Source organism: Acidisarcina sp., assembly GCA_035539175.1.
GTDB lineage: Bacteria > Acidobacteriota > Terriglobia > Terriglobales > Acidobacteriaceae > JANXZS01.
Window position 1 is genome coordinate 576,271 of the sequence record DATLIY010000008.1, and the last position, 23,913, is coordinate 600,183.

The following is a 23,913-nucleotide window of genomic DNA, read 5'->3' on the forward strand; positions in this document are numbered from 1 at the left end:
TCCCCCTTGCCCCTCTTTTCTTTCACTGTTGTTCTTAGAATAGCAACTGGCGAGAGTTAGTTACGCCAGCCGCCTGCAACACGGTTCAGCGCAATGGTTTCAGCCTCTTGGCCGCCTCCCATTCTTCGCTGCATCTTGACACGAATCCATTCCTGGAATCGTCAGCAGCTTCACACTCAGGAAAATTGCCGTAAGCCTGTCCAGCGCTTCGCCATATTTCCTCACTACGGAACGTAGACTCATGCCCATCAGTGCTGCCGCTTCGCCCTGCGTGTATTCTTGCAGCGCGATCCGTGCGATCAGCCCTTGGTGTACCTGGTCCAGGCGTTTCAAGCACTTCTCGATGTCGAAGACAAAGATCACCGCGTCTTCAAAACTCCGTACCCGGTAGCTCGACACGCGTCCCCGGAACATGCACTCGCCTAGAACCGACGGCACCCTGCCCATCTGCATCGACATGTGCATATACCTTCGTAAGAGAGATTGTGTGTGCTTGCGATAAAACGCGAGTTCTTCTGCCGGCCATTCTTCCTGCTCGCGCTTAAGGACACGCTGTCCTGGCGATGCTATAGGCTGCTTCTCACTCTCGCTCCACACGCAGGGCAGCACCAGCGCAGCGCTCATGCCGCACCTCCAATCGCCTTGCGGCAATCCGCTGTCTCATGCCGATGCTTCTGCCTCCGTTGCCTGCGACTCCCAGGCGCGGGAAAGTCTTTGAGCTTCCGCACACATCCCTTGCAATAAACACCTGCCTGTTCGGAACGGAACCAGAGGTTTCCGCACCCCTCACACACTTTTAACTGCACGCTGAAATACACTATGGTTTTCTCCAAGGCATACATTCCCCTGCGGACTATTTTTTAAATGCTTTGGCGTTCGCAGGGCAGTGGAAGTCCCACCGGCTTGGCTCAGCATCTGTCGGCTCAGCTCCACTCCGGTGATCATTCTTCCGTTCGTTTCCATTCGTTATTGGCTCACAGATCGCTGGGAATGCTGTTTCCATTACGGAGACAACCTGTCTCTGTCAAAATAACGGCTCCCCATGGTTCGTCGAACAGCGCGCCCCAGCCAGAGAAAACGCCGAAATTCAGGCACACAGGAATCGGAGAAAATGCAATTCCTCCGTATGTGCTCGAATCGGTTGGTAATCTACTGGACTTGGTCAGCTCTCGCGTTCCAACATTTGGAAAGTAGTCGCAATGTAAAGGCACGAACCTGGATCATCAACATGCCTTGGTAGAAAAACCAAAAGAGGTCGGTCCCGCATTTGCCAGAACCTCACGGTTTCAAAGAAAACTGTCAATATTGCATTTCTGCCTGGAATACCATTTCGCCCCGATCTATCGCTGTCTGGCAACTTTCCACACATGAATTTTTCTCAGCTCCATGAACGCCTTCGACTCGAACTTGTTCGGCGGATTGAGCGAGGTTTCCTCACAGGGACCATGCTTGCGCGTCAAACGGGGTTTGGCCAGGCCCACATCTCAAATTTTCTTCGCAGGAAGCGTGTCCTCAGCCTCGAAGGACTTGATCGCGTTCTACAGTCCCAGCTCCTTACCATCGCCGATCTCATGCCCGACCAGTTCTTGCTTGCACGCCGGGCTGCTTGTGCTGAGACGAATTACGATGCTGTGCCGCTCGTCTCCTCCACCACCGCTCTCACCAGCCAGATAGTTCCACCGCACTCTGTGCTCGATGTGCTGAATATTCCTTCAGGCATACTGCAGAGCTTCCGCTCGCGCCGCGCGAATTCCCGCAAAGGCTGGCTCCGCTTCGTCGCCATCCGCCTCAGTTCGCTGCAGGCTTCCCCCATGGAGCCGGTTCTCACGTCGGAGTCGATAGCCGTCATTGACCGCCATTACAACTCCCTCCTCCGCTATCACCCCGCCCGGCCCACACTCTATGCCGTGCAATATGCCAACTCACTCGTCATTCGCTATCTCGAGTTCGAATCCAACCGCCTCGTCCTCCGGCCTCACAGCCCCGCGTATCCCGTCGTTCTCGTGGAACTGGGGGCCAATGAAACGCCGTCCGATCACGTGATCGGACGGGTCTGCTTCCTCCTCAGTCAGCTCTAGAAAATTTTTCTCTAAGCAAATACCAGGCATTGCGGTTTGCTGATGGCGAATTCTTTGCCAGACTCGCTCAACTTGCCGCTTTTCAAGTCGCGACGGAAGACCGCGATATTCCCTGATATCTCATTCGCAACCAGCAGCCAGCGCTCGGAGGGATCGAGTGCGATATGACGCGGTTTCTTGCCTCCGCAGTGCCTCCGGTCCAGCACCGTCAGCTTGCCCGTGGATGCGTCGATGCTGCAGGTGATCAGGCTATCGATCCCGCGCACCGCGAAGTAGGCGAACTCGCCGCGACGGTCAATCGCGCTCTCTGAAGCGGTAGATGACGCATCCGGTCCATCCGGAGTCAGCTGTACCCTCTGCCGCGAGGTCAGCGTGCCCGCCGTTGCGTCCCATTCCAGCAGCTCCGCCGTCTGGTCCAGCTCATTCATGTCGTAAACCCAGCGTCCGTTGGGGTGGAAGCGCAGGCTCCTGGGACCGGAACCGGGCGTTGCTTTCCACTGCGGCGGATCGTTAGGCGTGAGCTTCGCCGTTGCCGCATCCAGGCGGTAGATATGGATCGCGTCCCCGCCCAAATCATTCACCAGCAGAAAACGGTTGTCCGGCGATACCGTCACGCGATGCGCATGGGCGGTATCTTGCCGCTCTTTGTTCGGTCCGTGCTTCGTGTATTTCACATCTTCCACCGCATCGCTCAGCCGCCCATCGCTCCCCACCCGGAAGGAGACTGCGCTGCCGCCGAAGTAGTTCGCGGCAAACAAGGCGCGGGCAGTGCGATCCAGAGCCACGTGGCACGGTGCCGCCCCCTCAGAGGAAACCGCGTTAATCTCGGTCAGCTTGCGCGTCGCACGATCCAGGCGAAAGCCCGTGACCTTGCCCGGTCCCCCGCCCAGCCCTTCGCCCAGTTCGTTGGTGCAGTACACATGCCTTCCGCCCGGAGCCAGCGCCACAAACGTCGGCATCGCCACTTCGGCGGCAAGCACCTGCTCCTCCATCTCGCCCTTTGCTGCATCCCAGCGGTAGGAGTAGATGCCCCTGCTGCCTTCGGTTGTCTGCGTACCAACCAGCAGAATCCTGCGCTCGCCCGCCGTGGCAGCCTCTACCAGCCATCCCCGTGCGGCCAGGGGAGCCAGCACTGCCGCGGCCACAACCCGTCTCCGCGAAATCTCATGCTCCCCGCGCATGCCTTGCTTCTCGTCCCAATCCGCCATGTGTTCCTACCCTTTCCTCGCCCGGTCTAGAATCAAAATCGATCGCTGTCCCTACTATGGCCCACATCAACAGCTTCGTGCGAATTCCGCTGCTCGGAATCCGCCAATATCTCCGTCCCCTGCCACGCATCGGAGTGCTCGACGAAGATCTCGTCCGCATGCGCGTGTGGCCCAACGATATCGATCTCAATTTCCACCTGAACAATTCCCGTTTTCTCAGTTGCATGGACTATGGCCGGATGCACCTGACCGCCGCTACCGGAGTGCTCCAGCAGGCCGTAGCGCAGCGCTGGCAGCCGCTGGTCGGCTCGGTCTTTGTTACCTACCGGCGCTCCCTGCCCCTCTTTACGCCCTTCCACCTCTCCAGCCGCATCCTATGTTGGGACGAGCGCTGGTTCTATATGGAGCAGAGCTTCCGTTTTCGCGAGGGGTTAGCTGCCGTCGCCTGGGTCAAGGCGCTGTTCCGCGCCCGCAACGTCAACGTCGCGCCACAGGCAATTGTCGATGCCGTCTCCAGCGGTCAGGCATCTCCACCCATGCCAGACTCTCTGGCGCAGTGGAACGCCCTGACGCGCGACAAGCTGCAAAGTCAGTGAAGCGTACGAAAATAGAACCGAAGTCCCCATCGCGGCAGGCCGTTACTTCCTCGTAGGAGATTCTGTATGCGGAGACTGGCGATCTTAGTCCCTCTGGTTCTTAGCCTGGCAGCCTCCCCGGCGGTTTCCCGAAGTCAAGCCGCAAATGCGCCCGGCTGCACCCTCATCCAACGGGCGCTCGACGACATCAGCGGTATCAGGGTGGGGATGAAGAGAGGCGATCTTGAGAAGAGATTCAAGATCACGCATCAAGATGCGTTTCGAAACCAGGCCGTCTACGCCTACAAACGCTGCCCCATGATCAAGGTGCGCGCTACCTTTTCCATGGACCCGAACCAGGACTCCAGCCGTACCTCGACCGACATCATCACCACGATGTCCCAGCTCTTCCTCAGCCGCGATCCCAACGACTGAGGAAATCCACCGAGTGAGAAAATCCGCTCCGCTCCAGCGTTCCTCTGCCTTCTCCCAGCCCTAGTATTCGAAGGCAGGAAGGGTGGGCTTTGCCGCCGCAAACTCGGCTTCGCGCAGGGCAAAGACGCGTTTGGCAATGGCGTACTTCAGGGCTTCGACGCCCTCGCCGGTCACGGCGGAGATGGCATAGAACTCCAGCTTCTTCCGCTTCGCCATGGCCTGCAGCTTCTTGAGCTTGTCAGGGTTGGCGACGTCGGCCTTGGAAGCGACCACCAGCATCGGTTTCTCGTCTAGCCCGTGGCCAAAGCTCTCCAGCTCCTTCTGGATCACCTTGAAGTCTTCCACCGGATCGGGCCTGCCGCTGCCGTCGGAGACATCCACCAGGTGCACGAGGACCCGCGTGCGTTCGATGTGGCGCAAAAACTGCATCCCCAGCCCGGCGCCCTGATGGGCTCCCTCGATCAGGCCCGGAATATCGGCGACCACATAGCTGTCTTCGTTCGGAGGCTCCCCGATCGACACCACGCCAAGGTTCGGTTGCAGCGTGGTAAAGGGGTAATCGGCGATCTTTGGCCGGGCCGCCGAGATGCGTGAAATCAGCGTCGATTTGCCGACGTTGGGGAAACCCACCAGCCCGACATCTGCCAGCAGCTTCAGTTCCAGGCGGTAGTTCTTCTCCTCGCCCGGACGTCCCTCTTCGTGCTCCCGCGGAGCCTGGTGCACCGGCGTGGCAAAGTGCTGGTTTCCCCGCCCTCCGCGCCCGCCATGTGCAATGATGACGCGCTCGTCCGGCTCTTTGAAGTCGTGCACCAACTCGCCTGTCTCCTCGTCATAGAGCGAGGTGCCGACCGGTACCCGCAGCACCACATCCTCGCCGTCCTTGCCGGTGCAGTTGGAGCCCATGCCGTGCTCGCCGCGCTCCGCCTTGTGCTCGGGGTTGTAGCGGAAGTGCACCAGCGTGTTGTGCCGGTTGCTGGATTCCATGATGACATCGCCGCCCCGGCCGCCGTCGCCGCCCGAGGGGCCTCCACGCGGTACAAACTTCTCTCTCCGAAAGGCCATGCAGCCGTTCCCGCCGTCGCCTGCCTTTATCCGGATTCTTGCCTCATCGATAAACATATGTCCTTTCAGTGTGGCGAATGGACACACGAACGTCAACGCGCTAGGGAGCCAGGTGCGCCTCAGGCTCGATGCGTGCGCCACGCCAAGCGGGATTTCAGGGCGAATTTTCCACCCCTTCCCAAAAGATTTCTAGGGGACGCAGCCTTGGATGGGGTATCCTGCAGGCACTTATCCCTGACTTTCCGATGCGTTCTTCACTGGAGACGGTGCCCGGTCTGCGCCCAATGATGTATCGATTTGCGACAGTACCGTTTCCGAAGTCACGTATCGCCTAAAGATGAAACCAACGTATCGATACCCGCCCCATGCCGACCATTGAGGGCTGGATCGAAAGCAAATCTTCCGGCCGACCTGCCTCTCGCAGCCCACGGGCCTGATTGAGGATTTTTTGTATGGCGCAACTGCCTGCGCGATTGAGTGACCCGCGAGCAGCGCGGAAAATCGCACCCCTGTGGATGGGCCGCCCCCTGCTTTGCCTCGGGCTGGCGCTGGGTATGCTTTTGCTCCTGGGGAGCCGGGTCCTGGCGCAATCCCCGGCCAGCGGCTCCGTGGGCGGCTCGGTCACGGACGCCTTCGGCAGGCTGGTCGTTGGGGTACGTATCGAGGCTCGCAACCAGGCGACTGGTGCCGTGCGCTGGACGCGCACCGATGCCGAAGGGCAGTTTCGGCTGGAGCAACTCGACCCCGGTGTCTACACCGTCCAGGTAGACGGCCCCGGATTCGCCCCTACCAGCGCCACGTGTGTCGTGCAGTTAGGCCGCCAGACGGAATTGCCGCTCAGCCTGTACGTGGGAGGCCCGCACGAAGCTGTAACGGTGCATGGCGAGGCGCAGCGGCTGGACGTGACCAACTCCTCCGTCGCCACCAATATCGACCAGGCAACGCTCGACGCACTGCCCTCCAATGGCCGCCGCTGGTCGGACTTTGCCCTGCTGACCCCGGCCGCCGTGCCCGATGAGAATGGCTACGGCCTGGTCAGCTTCCATGGCACCAGCCCCCTGCTGAATAACAGCGTGATCGACGGCGCGGATAACAACCAGGCCTTCTTCTCGGAGGAGCGCGGCCGAACCCGCGTCGCTTACTCCACCAGCCAATCGGCGATCAAGGAGTTCCAGGTGAATGCCTCGAACTACTCCGCCGAATTTGGTGGCGCAGCAGGTGGCGTCGTGAACACCGTCACCCGCTCCGGCGGCAACACGCTGCATGGGCAGGTCTTCTACTACGACCGCAGCAGCAACTGGGGCGCGCGCAACCCCTTCACCACGCTTACCACCCGGACAGCTCCGGGAGTCTACCAGACGGTTCCATATAAGGCGCGGGATATGCGCTACCAGGGCGGCATCGGGGTCGGTGGGCCCATCCGGGCAAATAAGCTCTTCTGGTTCGTCTCCTATGACCAGCATTACCGGGACTTCCCCGGCATTGCGCGGGCGCTGCACCCGGACAAGTTCTTTGCCATGCCGAGCGCGGCGAGCCTGCAGATGCTGGGCGCACGCACCCGTACCGACACGCAGACCGCCCGGACCAACTACAACGCCGTGCTGGACAGTCTTGCCGGACAGCTTGGGCTGGTGGCTCGCACCTCCAGCCAGACGGTCTTCTTTCCCAAGATCGACTGGCAGATTGGCGATCGGAATCACCTGACCGTGCAGTACAACCACCTGCACTGGGATTCGCCAGCCGGGGTGCAGACGCAGCCTTCCCAGAGCTATGGCATAACCAGCTTCGGCAACGATGTCGCCCGTGGCGACTGGGTCATCGCACGGTGGAACTTCTTCCTGACGCCGAACATGGTGAACGAAGTCCGCTACCAGTACGGGCGCGATCTTCAGTCGGAGATGAGCCAGCAGCCCACCCCCTTTGAGCAGTCCTTCTCGCATAACCTGTGGGGCCGGCCGCCGCAGGTCTCCATCGCCGGCTCCAGCAATGGCTTCACCATCGGCAAGCCGGCATATCTCGACCGCGTTGCGTATCCTGACGAGCGCCGCAACCAGTTGATCGACACCATCACCTGGGTGGATGGCAGCCACGTCTTCAAGCTGGGATACGACTACAACCACGTCAACGACTACAGCAACAACCTGCGCAACCAGACAGGGACGTACAACTACACCAACGTCCTCGATTTTGCCGCCGATCTGCTCGCGCCAAACCACTGCGACGCCGCCGGAACAGGGCTGGGAAATCTGCCCTGCTATTCGTGGTTCTCGCAGGCCATTGGCCCCGCCATCTTTGAGTTTTCCAGCGCGGATTACGCTGTCTTCTTTACGGATGAAATCAAGGCCGGCCACTCACTCACGCTCTCGCTGGGCCTGCGGTATGAGTATGAGCAGCTCCCCAACACGCAAAAAAACCTGGTCAACCCTGACTTCCCGCAGACCGCATCGCTGCCTCACGACGGCAACAACTTCGGTCCGCGCTTTGGCTTCGCCTGGGATCTGACCCGTTCCGGACGCACGGTTCTTCGCGGCGGCTATGGCGTTTACTTCGGACGCATCGTCAACTCGACGGCCTTCGCGGCGCTGACCAGCACCGGCTCCGCCAATGCGCAGCGCAGCTACTACTTCCGTCCCACCAGCGTTGGCGCACCGCCCTTCCCGTATTCCTTCGGCACCGCTCCCGCGGTCAGCGTCGCGCCCAACGCTGTCTTCTTCGACCGCCGATTCCAGAATCCCCAGATCCATCAGTCCGAGCTGTCTCTGGAGCAATCGCTGGGGCACGGCACCAGCATCTCCGTGAGTGCCTTAGCCAGTCTGGGCAGGGAGCTCCCGAATTTTGTCGATGCCAACATCGATCTCACACAGGTGGGCAGCATCACCTACCAGGTTTCGGATTCTACCGGTCGCGGCCCCATCAAGAGCGCCACCTATATCGCACCCTTCTTTACCCACCGGCTCAATCCGGCATACCAGCAGGTCACCAGCATTTTTTCTGAGACCAACTCGCGTTACCAGGCAGTCCTCGTCCGCCTCAACCATCGCATGCAGCGGAGTCTCCAGATCCACGCCAACTACACCTACTCGCACGCCACCGATTACAACCAGAATGAGAGTCCTTTTGCCGATGGCAACGATGTTCTCGACCCGCGAAACTTCAGCCTGGAGTACGGAACCTCGCGCTTCGATGTGCGGCAGCGCCTGACCGGAGGAGCCGTCTTCTCCTCGCCGTGGAAGGCGCATGGCTGGAAGGGGATGCTCGCGAACGGCTACGCGCTCGCGCCCGTGGCGCAGATCCAGACCGGCCTGCCCTACACCATGCGAACCATCGGATCGGTGCCTTCCGTCAAGGTCATCGACAGCCTGAGCCGCATTGAAACGGTGAGCGGCCTCGGCGCCAGCATCAATGGCTCCGGCGGAGATAACCGGCTGGCAGAGGTGGGACGCAACACCTTCCGCTACCCTGCAACCTTCGGCATCGATCTGCGTGCCTCCAAGCGCACCCGATTGAGCGAGAAGTTCAGCCTGGAGATTATGGCGGAGTCCTTCAATCTCCTGAATCACAGAAACGCCAGCCACATGGATACCGCCGGCTATGTCCTCAACGGAGCCTCCGGGCCGTTCTCCATGCCGCGGATGACGTACCTGACCGGATTCGGCAGCGTGACCAACGCGAACAGCACCACCCTGCTGCGAGAGCGGCAAATGCAACTCGCCCTACGCCTCCATTTCTAAAGCCAGGAGCACAGCGCGCGGCTCCAGTAAGCGGCGGCGTGTGTGGCGTTTTTGTGGGACGTTTTTGTAGCAGGTCGCCATTCATATTCCTTCAACGTGGATTTCACGGCAACTTAAAGCTCCTGTGGCAATGTTCGCGTGTACGTCAAAAAAACAGAATCTGCTCACTGTGAGTTATCGCTGTTTCCATTCGTTTTGTCGTACGCATTCCTGAATTTACTGAATTTGTCACAGGTAGACTGCCCCCTCAATGGCTTTCAAGATCCCCGTAGATCGGATGAAAGCCGATCCATGTCAATCAACGGTATCCCCGCAAGTGCTTGCTTAAGGAGATCCAGATGATGCATCGTTTCCGACTGGGCTTTACCCCCGTTTTCATCCTCGTTCTCATTCTTCTCGCTTTCCCCCTCGTGCTCTCCACTCCCGCCAGTGCCCAGTCCACCACGGACGGCGCGATTGACGGCACTGTCTTCGATCAACACAACGCTGCCATCTCCAAGGCCACCATCGTCATCCGCAATGAAGGCACCAATGCTGAGACGACCACGACGACCAATGAGAATGGCTACTTCCGCATGATTCATCTGAACCCCGCAACCTACCTCGTCACGGTCAGCGCGCCGGGTTTTGCGGACTACGCAGCCGAGCACACGATCGTTTCCATCGGGCTCACCACTTCGTTGCAGCCCCATCTCAAAATCGGAAGTGCCGGCCAGACCGTAACGGTGAGTGGCGAAGCGCCGGTCATCAACACGGACTCCGCTGTATTCAACTCCACCATCAACACCAAACAGATTGATAACCTCCCGATCAATGGTGGCCGCTGGTCCAGCTTCGCGATCCTGACGCCGGGCGTGGTCAGCGATTCGTCCGGTTTTGGCCTGCTCAGTTTTCGTGGTGTCTCGGCACTGCTCAACAACGTAACCGTGGATGGCGCCGACAATAATCAGGCATATTTTTCTGAAGAGCGCGGCCGCACCCGTCTGCAATACTCCACCTCCGAAGAGGCAATTCAGGAGTTCCAGGTGAACACCTCGAATTACTCCGCGGAGTATGGCCGCGCTGCCGGTGGCGTGATCAACACCGTCACCAAGAGCGGCACTAATGAACTCCACGGTCAGGCATTCTTTCGCGACCGGGACAATGCGTGGGGCACTAAGAACGGCTATACCACGCTGACCACGCAGAATCCAACCACAGGGGCGTTCTCCACCAACGTCTACAAGCCCAAGGACTGGCGCAAGCAGTGGGGCTTTGGCGTGGGCGGACCCATTCTGCGGAACAGGCTCTTCTGGTTCTATGCATACGACCAATCGAAGCGGAACTTTCCCGGCACCGCCAAGGTAGGTACACCATCGGCCTTCTTTGCGCAGCCTGTAGCCACTCTTCCCACCGGAGTTACCTGCTCCAACATCGGCAGCTCGGCCGCGGCTTTCGGCGGTTCCGGCAACCCGCAGTACCAGGCCAGCAAGGATGCGTGCCAGCTCTATACCAAGCTGAAATTGAGCAGCTACGCAACGGCTGTTACCTATGACGTGCAGGGCATAGCCGGGTTGGCCGCGGGCACTCTTGGCGCCGTTCCACGTACTGGCGATCAGATGGTGAACTTCCCGAAACTCGATTGGCAGGTCAATTCCAAAAACCATGCCTCGATTGAGTACAACCGCATTCGCTGGTCCTCCCCCGCTGGCATCCAGACGCAAAGCTCCAATACCTATGGCAAAGCCAGCTTTGGTAGCGACTATGTGAAGGAAGACTGGGGAGTTGCGAAGCTGGAGTCGATACTGACTCCCTCCATCCTCAACGAAGCGCGTTTTCAATATGGCCGCGACTTCGAATACGAGATCAGCCAGGCGCCGACGGCATATGAGCAGCCCTTTACCAGCAACCCATTTGGCCGGCCGGCAAATATTGCGATCGATGGCAGTGCAGGCTTCCAGATAGGCAAGGTGCTCTTCCTTGAGCGCAAGGCTTATCCGGATGAGCGGCGAACCCAGTTTGCCGATACGGTCAGCGTCCTGCGGGGAAACCAGAACTTCAAGTTCGGCGTCGACTTCAACAACGTGGGCGACTACATCAACAACCTCTACAACGAGAACGGCGGCTATACCTACAACTTCATCGGGGATTACCTGTCGGATTACTACCACGCCACGCAGGGCCTTGGTCCGTCCAACTACGTCGGCACCTATAGCGCCTACGTGCAGAATTTTGGACCCACCGCCTTCCAGCTCAACACCAAGGACTATGCCTTCTATGCCGAAGACGACTGGAAGATTCTGCCTCGCCTGACGCTGAATCTCGGCCTCCGGTACGAGTACGAGAGCATACCTTCGCAGTTCGTGCCCAATCCGGATACCTCGGCGGCAACAACGGGAATGCTTGCAGGGATACCGATGAACCGCCTCACCTCCCAGTCGCCCGACGACAAGAACAACATCGGTCCGCGCGTCGGATTTGCCTGGGATGTCTTCGGCACAGGGAAGACGGTGGTTCGTGGCGGATATGGCATGTACTACGGCCGCATCATCAATTCCAACGTCCTCACCACCTACATCGCGTCGGGCAGCCCCAAGGGGCAACAGAGCTTCCCGCGCTTCACTCCCACAACGGGCGGACCCTCCTTCCCGAACATCTTCAGCGCGCCGCCGAAGAGCCCGACCAATCTGCAGATTGCCTACTTCGACAAGAATTTCCAGGCCCCGCAGATTCACGAGATCGACTTCGCGGTGGAACAGGATCTTGGCTGGAACACGGTCCTTTCCGTCAGCTACGTCAGCAGCCTCGGACGGGAACTCATCAACGGTATCGACCGCAATTTCGATACCTCCTCGGTTTCTACCATTACCTATACGGTTGTCGGCCAGGCCGCTGGCCCGTATCGCGGCGCCAAGGCCGGTCCCTTGCCCGCTGGCTCCCTCGTCACCAACAAGCTCTATACCAATAAGAACCGCCCCAACCCGAATTACGCGGGCATCATCGACGTCATCAGCAATGTCAACTCCAGCTACAACGCGATGGTGGCAGAGGTAAAGCACCGGTTTACCTCTCAGCTTCAGTTCACGGCCAACTACACCTGGGCCAAGTCGATGGACTTCAACCAGTACACCGGCACAGGCTCTCCCTTCAACAGCCCGCTTGATCCCATGAATCCCCGCGCGGATTACGCCTCGTCGAACAATGATGTCCGGGACCGTTTCGTCTTCAACGCCGTCTACCAGCCTGCTTTCCAGGTAAGCGGACTTAAGCGATATCTGGCCAATGGCTGGACGCTCGCGCCCATCTTCCAGGCGCAGTCCGGCCTGCCATTTACCCTCAGTGCTACGGGCAGCGCGGCAGGCAGCGCAAACTCAGGCCCGCTCGGCACGGGCGTATCCCGCCTCCCGGGTTTACGCAACTCCTATAACAATCCCCGCACAGGCGTTCTGGACTTCCGGCTCTCCAAGCGGATAGCCATCGCCGAGAAGATGAATGTTGAGTTCTTCGGCGAGCTGTTCAATGCGCTGAATCACCAGAACATTACAGTGGTCAGCACTCATGGATACACCATCGGCGGCACCGCCGCTGCGCCCACGCTGACCTTCGACCCCACCTTCGGCAGCTACCAGAACGCGAACTCCAACTACACCTACAACCCGCGTCAGGTGCAGATTGCGGCGCGCCTCAACTTCTAAACCTTGCAGTTTCAACCAGAGCGGCGGCTTCGGCCGCCGCTCTGTCTTTTAGCCCGGAGCTGGCGCAAATCCCCCAGCGCCGATGCTCTAAAATGAACCATACGCATGGCATTTACCGAACAATACGAGGTCGCTGTTGTCGGAGCCGGTCACGCTGGCTGCGAAGCGGCGATGGCTGCTGCCCGCATGGGGCTGCGCACGGCGCTTATCACGCTGAATCTCGATCTCATCGCGCAGATGTCCTGCAACCCCGCGATTGGCGGCATTGCCAAGGGGCACCTCGTTCGCGAGGTCGATGCCCTCGGCGGCATTATGGGTGAGGTGGCCGACGCGGTCGGCATCCAGTTCCGCCTCCTGAATACCTCGCGTGGTCCGGCGGTGTGGTCGCCTCGCGCCCAGTGCGACAAGCAGCAGTATCGCAACCACATGCGCCAGGTATTGGAGTCGCAGCCCAACCTCGCCATCAAGCAGGCCGAAGTGACCGATCTGGTGATGGATGAGACTGTATCTCCGCGCCGTGTTCGTGGCCTGCGCCTGCGGGATGGCCGCACACTCTTCGCCGATGCTGTCATCATCACCACCGGCACCTTTCTGAACGGCCTCATCCATTGCGGAGAACAGCAGTACCCGGCAGGCCGCAGCGGCGAGCCGCCCAGCGTTTTGCTCGGCGAGGCACTCAAGCGTCTCGGCCTGCGTGGTTGCCGTCTCAAGACCGGAACCCCGCCCCGCCTCGATGGCCGCACGATTGATTGGAGCCGCTTCGAGGAGCAGCCCGGGGACGCCGATCCCACGCCCTTCAGCTTCCGAACAAAGGAGATTCGGCAACGCCAGATCTCCTGCCACATCGCATATACGACGCCCGAGACGCTGCGCATTATTCGCGAGAATGTCTCGCGTTCGCCGATGTACTCCGGCCAGATCCAGGGCATCGGCCCGCGCTATTGCCCATCGATTGAAGACAAAGTGGTGAAGTTTCCGGACAAGGCGCAGCACCAGTTCTTTCTGGAGCCGGAGGGGCTGGATACCCACGAAATCTACGTGAACGGCATGTCCACCTCGCTGCCCATGGAGGTGCAGTACGAGATCGTGCGCTCTATCCCCGGGCTGGAAGATGCGGATATGCTGCGCCCCGGCTACGCCATCGAATACGACGCCATCGATCCTACCGAGCTGGATCGTTCGCTCGCCGTCAAGAGCATCGATGCGCTCTATCTCGCCGGGCAGATCAACGGAACCTCGGGCTACGAAGAGGCCGCATGCCAGGGCATCATGGCGGGCATCAATGCCGCGCTGTGGGTGCGCGGACAGGAGCCCTTCACCCTTGACCGCACCGAGGCCTACACCGGAATCCTGATCGACGACCTGATCAGCAAGGGCACCAATGAGCCGTATCGCATGTTCACGTCGCGCGCGGAGTTCCGCCTCCACCTGCGGATCGACAACGCTGACCGCCGGCTGACTTCTCATGGCCGCCGTCTTGGCCTGATTGGCGATGCCGCATGGCAGGATTACGAGCAGAAGCAGGCCCGCGCCGTTGCGCTCGAGAAGATGCTCTCCACCCGTAAGGTCAATCCCGAGCGTCTTGCAGCCTGTCTCCCAGCCTCCCTGCCGGGCACGATTGCAGGACAGACGTATGGCCAGCTCTTGAAGCGGCCCGAGGTCACGATCGAGGCGCTCTACCCCCTGCTGTGTCAGGATCTGCCAGAGATGCCCGATGCGGAACTGCTCGCCCCGCTACTTGCAACTTCGCTTGGCGGCGCGCAAGATGTCGCACTGACCGCCAGCGTGCGCAACGAGCTCAAGTCGGTCGAGACGGAGATCAAGTACGCCGGATACCTCGACCAGCAGCGCAAGTCCATTGAGAAGTTGAAGAAGGCGGAAGAGCACGTCATTCCGCAATGGTTTGACTACACCGCCGTCAGCGGCCTGTCGCGCGAGATGCAGGAGAAGCTGTTGCGCGTGCGCCCACAAACCATCGGCCAGGCCAGCCGCATCCCCGGCGTTACCCCTGCGGCGCTGACGTTGATCCACGTCTACATCCAGATTCAGGGGAAGCAACAGGCCACGCAGGCTTAAGCAGCGGAATGGTCAGCCGCAGGAAGGCTCAGAACCTGCCCAGGCTGCCGCTCTTGGGGCTTACTGCTTCGCGCCTTGTGGCGCGGGGGATGCCACCGCCTCGGAGCCCTGGTAGAGTCCCGGCACATGCATGGGCAGTTCGGCATTGCTGGCGCTGTTCTTCTTGTGGGTCTTGGGCTTGGTCAGGCTCTCCTCCACCACAAGCGTTCGCTGCGAATTGATGCACTGCCACGCGGTCCGCACTCGCTGAAAGACGTGCGAGAAAACCCCGCGCTCCTCCACCGGTCCACCCTCCCCGTGCTTCTGCAGCGTATAGGTGCCGTTTACGATCGCGATATCGCCATACATGCGCACCGTGATGACCTTCTGGTGAAGACTCGCCGGAGCGCCATTATCCTTCAGGAAGATCCGTGCAATCTGCTGGTTGCGCGTGGTCACGTCGCCGGCGGATGAGATGTCGATAAACTGGGGCGCGAGCACCAGCTCCAATCCGTATTGGTCATGCCTCGCCAGCGCGTCATCCCATTGATCTTCCAGGTGCTGCATCTGCTTGATCTCAGGAGGCTGGGATGTGGTGGAGGCGGCGACGACAGGAGCCTGCTGGCCGAATGCGGGAGTAGCGACAACACAAGCACTGAGGAGAAAAAGAGAGAATTTGTGAAATGGATGGATCATTTTTTTGTAGGACTGCACCTCCCATGATACCAGCCGACGCGTTTTCCTCTTATCGACGCTGATTCGCACAGGACGCATTTCCAGCTATTTCCCTTAAACTTCTCTTTTGAGGCATTTTCCGAATGGCCACCTCCCAGGACTTCACTCTCGAACGCGGTCTTCCTGCAAATCTCGATGCGGAGCGGTCGATTCTCGGCGCGATCCTGCTCGATAACCTCGCCTACAACGAGGCTGCCGAGCGGCTGCGCGTGGAAGACTTTTCCCTGGACTCGCACCGTCGCATTTTTGCCCGCATGGCGGAGCTGATCGATGCCGGCCGCGCCGTCGATATCGTCACGCTGACCGACGAGCTCTCCCGCCGCAAGGAAGTGGAGTCCATCGGCGGAGTCGCCTATCTCGCTTCGTTGACCGAGGGTTTGCCCCGGCGCCTCTCCATCGAGGAGTACGTCCGCATCGTCAAGGACAAATCCCTGCTGCGGCAGTTGATGGGCATCTGCACCGACTCCATCACGCGCGCGGCCGACCAGAGCGAAGAGGCGCTGGAGGTGCTCAACGCGGCCGAGTCGTCTCTGCTGGAGGTGACTGAACGCGGCATCACCAGCGGCTTTGCCGGCATTCCCGAGATCGTGCGCGACTCCTTCGGCACCATCGACAACCTGTACAAGCAGGGGCGCGAGATCACCGGCCTGGAGACGCATTACAAGGATTTCGACCGCATGACCAGCGGTCTGCAGAAGTCGGAGCTGATCATCATCGCCGCCCGTCCCAGCATGGGCAAGACCGCCTGGGCCATCAACATAGCGCAGAACTGCGCTGTCAAAAGCGGCCACGTGGTTGCCATCTTCTCGCTGGAAATGTCGAAGGAGTCGCTCCTGCGCCGCATGCTCGCCTCGCAGGCCATGGTGAATACCCGGCATATCCAGATGGGCTACCTGGCGGGAAACGCCCGCGAGAAGCTCACCAACGCGCTCGACGAGCTGGTGGAGTCGAAGATCTTCATAGACGACACGCCGGGCATTTCGCTTACCGAGATGCGGGCCAAGGCGCGCCGCCTGCGGCAGATTCAGGGAAGCCTGGACCTGATCGTCATCGACTACCTGCAGCTGATGACCGCCAGCAGCGCGGGCCCCGGAGGCAAGCGCTTTGAGAATCGCACGCAGGAGGTCTCCGCTGTCTCTCGCGGTCTAAAGGCGCTGGCCAAGGAGCTTAAGGTGCCAGTCATTGCGCTGTCGCAGCTCAGCCGTGCCTCGGAGAAGCGCGAAGGCACCAAGAAGCCGATGCTGTCCGATCTCCGCGAGTCGGGATCGATCGAGCAGGATGCCGACGTCGTCGCCTTCATCCACCGTGAAAGCTACTACAACAAGGACGAGAACGGCGAAGAGGATCCGGATACCAAGGGCAAGGCGGAGATCATCATTGCCAAGCAGCGTAACGGCCCAACCGGATCCGTCTTCCTCGCGTTCCTCTCGGACTACACGCGCTTTGAAAATCTCGCGCACGACCCAGGACCAGACGCCTAGCAGCAGCAGGCCGGCGAAGCTCGGGTTGCTGGAAGTCCTGTTTGCTAAATGCCCCGCCTGCCAAGAGGCAATCTGCATCTCTCGCGGCTGAGGTGCGAGGTCTGAAGGTGCGGGACCTGAGGGATGCGCGTTATCGCAACAGCGCCAGCAGGCCGGCTTCATCGAGGATGGGCACTCCCAGGCTGCGAGCTTTGTCCAGCTTCGACCCGGCTTCTTCTCCCGCTACTACGTAGTTCGTCTTCTTGCTGACCGAGCCGGAGACCTTGCCTCCAGCGGTTTCAATCCTTGCCTTGGCATCCTCGCGGGACATGCCGGGCAACGTTCCGGTGAGGACAAAGGTCAGTCCTTCTAATTGTGACGATCGCTGTTTCTTTTCCGCGGTAAAGGTGAGGCCCGCTGCACGCAGATGCTCCACCAGGTTCCGGTTGCGCTGCTCCGCGAAGAATTCGAGAATAGCCTGCGACACACGCGGACCCACCTCGTTGACGCGCTCCAGCTCCTCGGCGGAGGCGTGCATCAGCGCGTCCAGTGAGCCAAACTCTTCGGCCAGCAACTGCGCCGTCTTTTCGCCGACAAAGCGAATACCGAGCCCGAAGAGCACGCGATCGAGCGGCGCCTTTTTGGATTGGGCAATCTCGTGGAGCAGGTTCTGCGCGGACTTCGGGCCGACGCGTTCGAGGGAGAGCAGCGTGGCCTCATCCAGCCGGTACAGGTCCGCGATGCTCGTCACAAGCTTGCGCTCCATCAGTTGCGTCACAACCGCCTCGCCCAGTCCCTCAATGTTCATCACGCCGCGCGATGCAAAGTGCAGCAGGCTCTCGCGCAGGCGTGCCGGGCAATCCACGTTGACGCAGCGGTAGTCGGCCTCTCCCTCGGCACGCACAACCTTGCTGCCGCACACGGGGCACGTTGTGGGGAAATGAAATTCGCGCCGCTCGCGCGGATGCTGCTTCTCTTCCCCGGAGTCCGTGTTAGGGTCCGGCACAACTTCGACGACCTTGGGAATCACGTCGCCTCCGCGCTCCACCAGCACCGAGTCGCCGATCTTCAGGCCCAGACGGGCAATCTCATCGGCATTGTGCAGGGTGGCGCGGCTCACCGTCGTTCCGCCAATGGAGACCGGCGACAGCACGGCCACCGGCGTGAGCTTGCCCGTTCGCCCCACCTGCACGCGGATATCGTCAACGCGCGTGATCGCCGAGCGGGCGGTGAACTTATACGCCACAGCCCACCGTGGAGCGCGCCCGGTAAAACCGAGCCGCTGCTGCAACGCCGTCGAATCCACCTTGATGACGACGCCATCGATCTCATATCCAAGGTTGGCGCGCTGCTGCTCGGCGCGCTGGATAAACGCGAGCACATCTTCAATCGTGGTCAGCGCCTCGCGGTGCGGGTTGACGCGAAAGCCCGCCGCCGAAAGTGCATTCAGCGTCTCTACCTGGCTGGGGAAGATCGTCTCGCCATTCTCATACGCAAAGTAGCCGTAGAAATCCAGATGGCGCTGCGCCACGATGTTCGGTTCGAGCGTGCGAATTGTGCCTGCGGCAGCGTTGCGGGGATTCGCCGCCGGAGCCAGCCCCTGTGCCTCGCGCTCCTCGTTCATTCGCAGGAACGCCGAGATCGGCATCACCACTTCGCCGCGCACCTCAAACGCCGCCGGCAGACCCGCCGCATGCCTCCGTGCCGCCGAGATCGACAGCGGCACCGAGCGGATCGTCCGCACATTGGTCGTCACGTCCTCGCCAATCGTTCCGTCGCCCCGCGTCAGCGCCCGCCGCAGCAGCGAAGGCTTGCTCGCCGAGTCTGCGCTTGCCGGGTCTGCAGGTGAATAGTGCAGAGCCAGCGAAAGCCCGTCCAGCTTGAGTTCCGTGGTGTAGCGGATCTCGCCATGCTTTTCCCCGGCCAGCTCGCGCACGCGCCGGTCCCAGTCGCGCAACTCTGCTTCGCTGTTCACGTTGTCCAGCGAGAGCATCGGCCGCGAGTGGGCTACCTTGGCAAATCCCTCTTTTGGCTTGCCGCCCACGCGCTGGGTCGGCGAGTCGGGAGTGATCAGCTCAGGATGCTTCGCCTCCAGCTCCTGCAACTCGCGGGTGAGAGCATCGAAGGCGGCATCGGAAATCTCCGGGGCGTCGAGCCCGTAGTAGAGGTACTCGTGGTGGCGAATCTGTTCTCGTAGCTCTTCCACTCTTTGCGCGGGCGTCATTGCAGGGATTATAGAAAACGCCTCGCCCGAGCGCTAAGCCTTGTCGTCGGTCCGCGGTGGGAAACGTACAATGAGCCAGGAGCAGGCAGTCGAATTTCCGGCGTGGCCGCTGCCAGTGGAGGGAAGAGCCGCACGATGGAACCCATAACCCACTTCATGACCGGCGCCTGCCTGTCCCGCACCGGCTTGAATCGCAAAACGGCTTATGCAACCCTCGCCATGACGCTCGCCGCCGAAGCTCCCGATATCGATATGCTCTGGGAGGTGCGCGGCCCCGTGGCCGCATTCGAGCACCATCGCGGCATCACGCACACCTTTGTCGGCGCGCCTTTCATTGCCCTGCTCGTGGTCGCCGTGGTGTGGCTCTACCATCGCTGGCGAAAGAAGAAACCGCAGCAGCCGGTGCGCTGGAAGCTGCTGTACGCCTTCTCCCTGTTTGCGGCGCTCAGCCACCTGCTGCTGGACTTCACCAACAACTACGGCCTGCGTCCCTTCTTCCCCTTCAATCCGCGGTGGTACTCGTGGGATATCGTCTTCATCCTTGAGCCTGTCATCTTCGCTGCTCTGCTTCTGGCGCTGGTGGTTCCGGCCTTGCTGGGCCTTGCGGATCGTGAGATCAGCGCACGTCGCAGCGAATTCCATGGGCGGGGCTGGGCGATCTTCGCTCTATCTACCATGGTCCTGGTCTGGGTCGTCCGCAATGCCGAGCACGAGCGTGCCTTGAACCTCGTGCGCAATGGCACCTTCGCCGACGCAAAGATTCTCAAGGCAGCCGTGCAGCCCTTTCCGCTCAACCCCTTCCGCTGGTTTGCCGTGGTGGAGACGCCGGACTACTTCCAGACGGGATTGGTGAATACCCGAAGCGGCGAGGCGCGCGCCAACGACACCCTGATCTATAAGCCGCCGGTAACCCTGGCCACCCTGGCGGCGAAGAGGTCGTGGCTTGGCCACGTCTACCTGGATTGGTCCTCTTTCCCGGTGGTCGAGGATATGGGGAACGAAGTTCCTCCCGGCCTGGACGACAGCCCCTCGCCCCAGGGAACCACCGTTGAGTTTCGCGACCTGCGTTTTGCCTATTCCGCGATGTTTCTCCGGGGCAACCGCTCTCCGCTCTCTGCCTGGGTCGTGGTTGCTCCCAACCGCACGATTGAAGCCACGGTGATGGATGGACGGGAACAGAAATAGCCCGGCCCCCATATCGTCGGTCCGCGCAATTCGTATGCATAGCGTCAATATCAATTTCAATGGAGCTAAACGTTTGAGCTTGACCCTGCAAGGATCCATCCGCAGAATTAATAAGTTATACGTCGGGCGCCGGCTTCAGCCCATTTCCTCGACTCAATCTTGATTCCATGAGGTGCCCATGTCCTCTTTTCTGCTCATTCTGCTTGCTATAGCGAGCCGCGTTCTCCCGCATACGTGGTGGAACTTCACGGCGGTCGGCGGTTCCTTGCTGTACTTCGGAGCCAGGCGTCCGCTGCGCCAGGCGATTGTGCCTCTCGTGCTGATGGCGTGTACCGACTACTACCTCACCGTCTATGCGTACAACTATGCCTTCCATGTGCAGGGCTATCTGCTGACCTGGGTCTGGTATGCGGCGGCTATCCTGCTGGGCAGGATTCTGCTGCGCGACCAAGTCTCGCTGGCGCGGGGCGGAGCGGCGACCCTGCTTTCGGCGACCTCATTCTTCGCCATCAGCAACTACGCGGTCTGGGCGGGCTCGGGGATGTATCCCCACAGCATCGCGGGACTGGCAGCCTGCTATACCGCGGCTCTGCCGTTCTATCGCAACGATCTGATCTCGACCGCTCTCGTCCTCGGTGTGGCCTTCGGCCTTCCAGCGCTGGCACGCCACTTGCTGACACCCGAGAAACACCACGTCTCCGCGTAAAACGAAGAACGCAACAAGGTACAAACAGGAAAGGGGCGAACTCAAGATCAGTTCGCCCCTTTCCTGTTTGAGTCCCCCAGCTCCCAGGCCTGTCATCCTGAGCGAATCTGTATTGTCATCCTCAGTAACGCACCGCTTAAGTTTGTCACCGGGGCAAAGCACCGCTTAGGTATTGCCATCCTGAGCAAAGCACCGCTTAGGTTTGTCATCCTGAGCAAAGCGAAGGACCTGCTTTTGGCATATCCCCCGGGACCGCGCAGCTCGCGATTTAACTCTCCGCTTCCTCGGCAGACCCAGCCTTGCGCTTCGCCATATTCTTGCGGACATAGTAAATAACCACCATCCCAAAGAGGATGCTGATCGTCATCAGAACTCCACCGAGATGCTGATGGGCAAACTTCATCACGATCTGCACCATCTCCGGCCCATAACGCATGGTGAGCCACGCCAGCAGCACGTAATGGATGAGCCGCCCCAAAAAGACAGCGGCGAGAAAATTGATGATCTTCATCTCGAAGACGCCCGCGCCGAAGACAAAGGCCTTCCACGGCGTCGGCGGAGGCAGCATCGACGGTATGAGCATCGCGAGAAACTCCTGCCGCTCGAAGCGATCGCGAATCTGCTCGAAACGCTCGCGGTTCACCCGCTTCAGCAGGAAGAGCTCGCCCCCGGCCCGGCCCAGCAGAAAGGGAACCAGCCCTCCCAGGCAGGAGCCCAGCGCCCCCAGCACGGCATAGGCGTAGGCATGGCGTTTATCGCCCCACGCGTAGCCTGCGATCACAATATCCATAGGCACCGGCAGGGACGACGAATCCACGAAGGCGATGATCCCAACACCCCATATCCCCAGCGGCTTCAGAGCGGTAAGCAGATACAACTTGTACTTGAGGAGGAGGGTGGTGATGGAGTGTTTCACGGTCTTTCCAATTCCTTATTCTTCAAAGTAGAGCCCGTCTCGCCCTCGGAGTGCTGCCCGTATGCCCCGGAAAGCAGCGCCAGCGCGTGGGACAGGATGGGCAGGACGACCTCCAGCGACTGGACCGCGCCTCGGGGGCTTCCAGGCAGATTCAGAATCAGCGACGTGCCCCGAGTTCCGCAGAGAGCCCGGCTCAATGGCGCGAAGGGTGTTTGCCTCAGCCCCTCGGAGCGCATCCGTTCGGAGATTCCATCCACCAGCCGGTCACAGACGTTCCTCGTAGCCTCAGGAGTCACATCCCGGGGAGCAAGCCCAGTACCTCCCGTGGTCACCACCAGGGCAGCCTTGCCGCAGGCGCTTTTCAGCCATTCCTCGATTGGGGCCTGCTCGTCGGGGAGAACGCCGCACCCGTCGACCGCAAAGCCATGCGACCGCAGCAGTGTGGCCACCGCCGGGCCCGACAGATCTTCCCTCGCACCCTTGGAGCAGGAGTCGCTGACGGTCAATACAGTGGCGGTGGGCATATCTCCCGATTGTAAGGGTTTTTCCGGCGATTCCACGCCAACAGTGTCCATCCCGGCGATCCTTTTCTTCACCTTATGGGTTCTCCACCGAGGACGGGAGCAAACGCCAGCATCTTCCATCTTTCTGGCAGGATTGGGCTGATTTGCTGCCCGCCAATAGGAACCGGGCAGCAAATTGGCCGCAGCCGGGCAGCAAAAGAATGAGAGAATAAATGCTAGACTCCGTGAGTTCTGGCCGTACGGCACAACAGATTTGCCAGAGCAGTGCTTTATCTAGTAGATGCCTATCACCGAAACTCCAACTAGCCCTCCAGAGCAGCCGCCGGTGCGCCCGTCGAAACGGAAACGCCATCGCTACGATGAGCTTGAGCCGCATGAGATCTTCTCGCTCATCGAGGAGTATGAGGACGAACGGGCCAAGGCTCGCCTGCGAGAGTCGATCTGGATCTCCATCATCATCTACATGGCGCTGGCCTGGTACCTCTTCTACGGCCCACGCTATCTGTTTCATCAGCCTCACGTGATCAATCCTGCGGACGCGCTCAAGGACCGCAAGGATCTGACCTACCTGGATCTGCCGCCGGATGCGCTGAAGCAGGTCAAGCCAAAGTCTTCGCAGGCGATCTCGGATAAGGATCGCGTCGCCCAGTCCAAGCAGCCGACGCTGGATAAGAAGACGCTCGAGCAGTTGCAGGCAATGCGCAAAGCGCGTGCCGCCGAGCAGCCCGGCCCTCCGGCCTCGCAGCAGCCTGCCGCGCCTGTACCGCCTCAGCAGCAGATGGCGCAGCAGCCTGAGCCGCAGCAGAGGCCCAGCCAGCCCCTGCCCTCCAACCAGCAGTCCACGCTGGAGGCGCCTCACCCCGCACCCTCCGCGCCCAGTATGAACTCCGGTGCAATGTCGCCGGGAGAGGCCATTCGCCAGGCAGCCCGCGACGCCAGGGGAGCCGGCGGAGCAGGTGGGGACTACGGTCAGGGAGCACAACCGAAGCATCCTGGCCTGCAGAGCGGCTACGAGATTCTGAGCGATACCCTGGGAGTCGATTTCGGCCCCTATATGCAGCGCGTCGTTCGCGAAACCTATCGCACCTGGGATCCATTGATCCCCGAGGCGGTCCGGCCGCCGCTGTATAAGCAGGGTAAGGTGTATATCCAGTTCATCATCGCGCCCGACGGCAGCGTCAAGAACATGCGCCTCATCGGACCCTCCGGGGATGTATCGCTCGACCGCGCGGCTTGGGGAGCTATTACCGGCTCCAACTACCCGGCCCTGCCGAAGGAATTCAAAGGGCCGTACCTGGAACTGCGCTTCGCCTTTCTCTACAACCCCAAGCAAGGGCAGTAGAGG

At 60.5% G+C, this 23,913-nt stretch carries 17 protein-coding genes; 10 read left to right on the forward strand and 7 right to left on the reverse strand.

Going from position 1 to position 23,913, the window contains the following annotated elements; genetic code table 11:
* Positions 1-99 precede the first annotated feature (99 nt).
* Entirely contained in the window at positions 100-624 is a 525-nt protein-coding gene (locus VM554_10440; GenBank protein ID HVJ08793.1) for a hypothetical protein, read from the reverse strand.
* An 821-nt stretch (positions 625-1,445) separates the two neighbouring features.
* Between VM554_10440 and VM554_10445 the strand changes: the two genes are divergently transcribed.
* A complete protein-coding gene (locus VM554_10445) occupies positions 1,446-2,078 on the forward strand; it encodes a hypothetical protein (GenBank protein ID HVJ08794.1) in 633 nt (210 codons plus the stop codon).
* Positions 2,079-2,089: 11 nt separating this feature from the next.
* Here the strand turns inward: VM554_10445 and VM554_10450 are convergent, their stop codons facing one another.
* On the reverse strand, positions 2,090-3,286 hold the full coding sequence (locus VM554_10450; protein ID HVJ08795.1) for a lactonase family protein: 1,197 nt from the start codon (positions 3,284-3,286) through the stop codon (positions 2,090-2,092).
* Between the two features lie 56 nt (positions 3,287-3,342).
* On the opposite strand from VM554_10450, the gene VM554_10455 reads away from it, so the two are divergent.
* Both VM554_10455 and VM554_10460 read left to right on the forward strand, forming a co-directional pair.
* Positions 3,343-3,882 carry a thioesterase family protein gene (locus tag VM554_10455; protein HVJ08796.1) on the forward strand — a complete coding sequence of 180 codons (540 nt, stop codon included), beginning with the start codon at positions 3,343-3,345 and terminating at the stop codon, positions 3,880-3,882.
* Between the two features lie 66 nt (positions 3,883-3,948).
* A complete protein-coding gene (locus VM554_10460) occupies positions 3,949-4,296 on the forward strand; it encodes a hypothetical protein (GenBank protein HVJ08797.1) in 348 nt (115 codons plus the stop codon).
* A gap of 60 nt (positions 4,297-4,356) precedes the next feature.
* Here VM554_10460 and obgE read toward each other — a convergent pair whose 3' ends face one another.
* A complete protein-coding gene (gene obgE / locus VM554_10465) occupies positions 4,357-5,415 on the reverse strand; it encodes a GTPase ObgE (GenBank protein HVJ08798.1) in 1,059 nt (352 codons plus the stop codon).
* A 395-nt stretch (positions 5,416-5,810) separates the two neighbouring features.
* Between obgE and VM554_10470 the strand changes: the two genes are divergently transcribed.
* From VM554_10470 to mnmG, 3 genes are all read left to right on the forward strand, one after another.
* Positions 5,811-9,089, forward strand: coding sequence for a TonB-dependent receptor (locus VM554_10470; protein ID HVJ08799.1), 3,279 nt, complete (start codon positions 5,811-5,813; stop codon positions 9,087-9,089).
* Positions 9,090-9,427: 338 nt separating this feature from the next.
* Positions 9,428-12,763 (forward strand): TonB-dependent receptor, encoded by a 3,336-nt coding sequence (locus VM554_10475; protein HVJ08800.1) that lies wholly within the window; start codon positions 9,428-9,430, stop codon positions 12,761-12,763.
* A 105-nt stretch (positions 12,764-12,868) separates the two neighbouring features.
* Positions 12,869-14,839, forward strand: coding sequence for a tRNA uridine-5-carboxymethylaminomethyl(34) synthesis enzyme MnmG (gene mnmG, locus VM554_10480; GenBank protein HVJ08801.1), 1,971 nt, complete (start codon positions 12,869-12,871; stop codon positions 14,837-14,839).
* Between the two features lie 60 nt (positions 14,840-14,899).
* On the opposite strand, the gene VM554_10485 is transcribed toward mnmG, so the two are convergent.
* Entirely contained in the window at positions 14,900-15,514 is a 615-nt protein-coding gene (locus VM554_10485; GenBank protein ID HVJ08802.1) for a nuclear transport factor 2 family protein, read from the reverse strand.
* A gap of 122 nt (positions 15,515-15,636) precedes the next feature.
* Here VM554_10485 and dnaB point away from each other — a divergent pair, with 122 nt between their 5' ends.
* Positions 15,637-17,034, forward strand: a complete 1,398-nt coding sequence (gene dnaB / locus VM554_10490) for a replicative DNA helicase (protein HVJ08803.1) — start codon at positions 15,637-15,639, stop codon at positions 17,032-17,034.
* Positions 17,035-17,164: 130 nt separating this feature from the next.
* On the opposite strand, the gene ligA is transcribed toward dnaB, so the two are convergent.
* A complete protein-coding gene (gene ligA / locus VM554_10495) occupies positions 17,165-19,219 on the reverse strand; it encodes an NAD-dependent DNA ligase LigA (protein HVJ08804.1) in 2,055 nt (684 codons plus the stop codon).
* Positions 19,220-19,372: 153 nt separating this feature from the next.
* Between ligA and VM554_10500 the strand changes: the two genes are divergently transcribed.
* Both VM554_10500 and VM554_10505 read left to right on the forward strand, forming a co-directional pair.
* Complete coding sequence (locus tag VM554_10500) at positions 19,373-20,422, forward strand: metal-dependent hydrolase (GenBank protein HVJ08805.1); 1,050 nt, start codon at positions 19,373-19,375, stop codon at positions 20,420-20,422.
* A gap of 178 nt (positions 20,423-20,600) precedes the next feature.
* On the forward strand, positions 20,601-21,128 hold the full coding sequence (locus VM554_10505; GenBank protein HVJ08806.1) for a DUF6580 family putative transport protein: 528 nt from the start codon (positions 20,601-20,603) through the stop codon (positions 21,126-21,128).
* 268 nt (positions 21,129-21,396) lie between these two features.
* Here the strand turns inward: VM554_10505 and VM554_10510 are convergent, their stop codons facing one another.
* A complete protein-coding gene (locus VM554_10510) occupies positions 21,397-22,044 on the reverse strand; it encodes a VTT domain-containing protein (protein HVJ08807.1) in 648 nt (215 codons plus the stop codon).
* Positions 22,041-22,640 carry a MogA/MoaB family molybdenum cofactor biosynthesis protein gene (locus tag VM554_10515; GenBank protein ID HVJ08808.1) on the reverse strand — a complete coding sequence of 200 codons (600 nt, stop codon included), beginning with the start codon at positions 22,638-22,640 and terminating at the stop codon, positions 22,041-22,043. Before VM554_10515 ends, VM554_10510 begins: the two co-directional genes overlap by 4 nt.
* A 208-nt stretch (positions 22,641-22,848) precedes the next feature.
* Between VM554_10515 and VM554_10520 the strand changes: the two genes are divergently transcribed.
* Positions 22,849-23,910 (forward strand): TonB family protein, encoded by a 1,062-nt coding sequence (locus tag VM554_10520; protein ID HVJ08809.1) that lies wholly within the window; start codon positions 22,849-22,851, stop codon positions 23,908-23,910.
* The last annotated feature ends 3 nt before the right edge of the window (positions 23,911-23,913 follow it).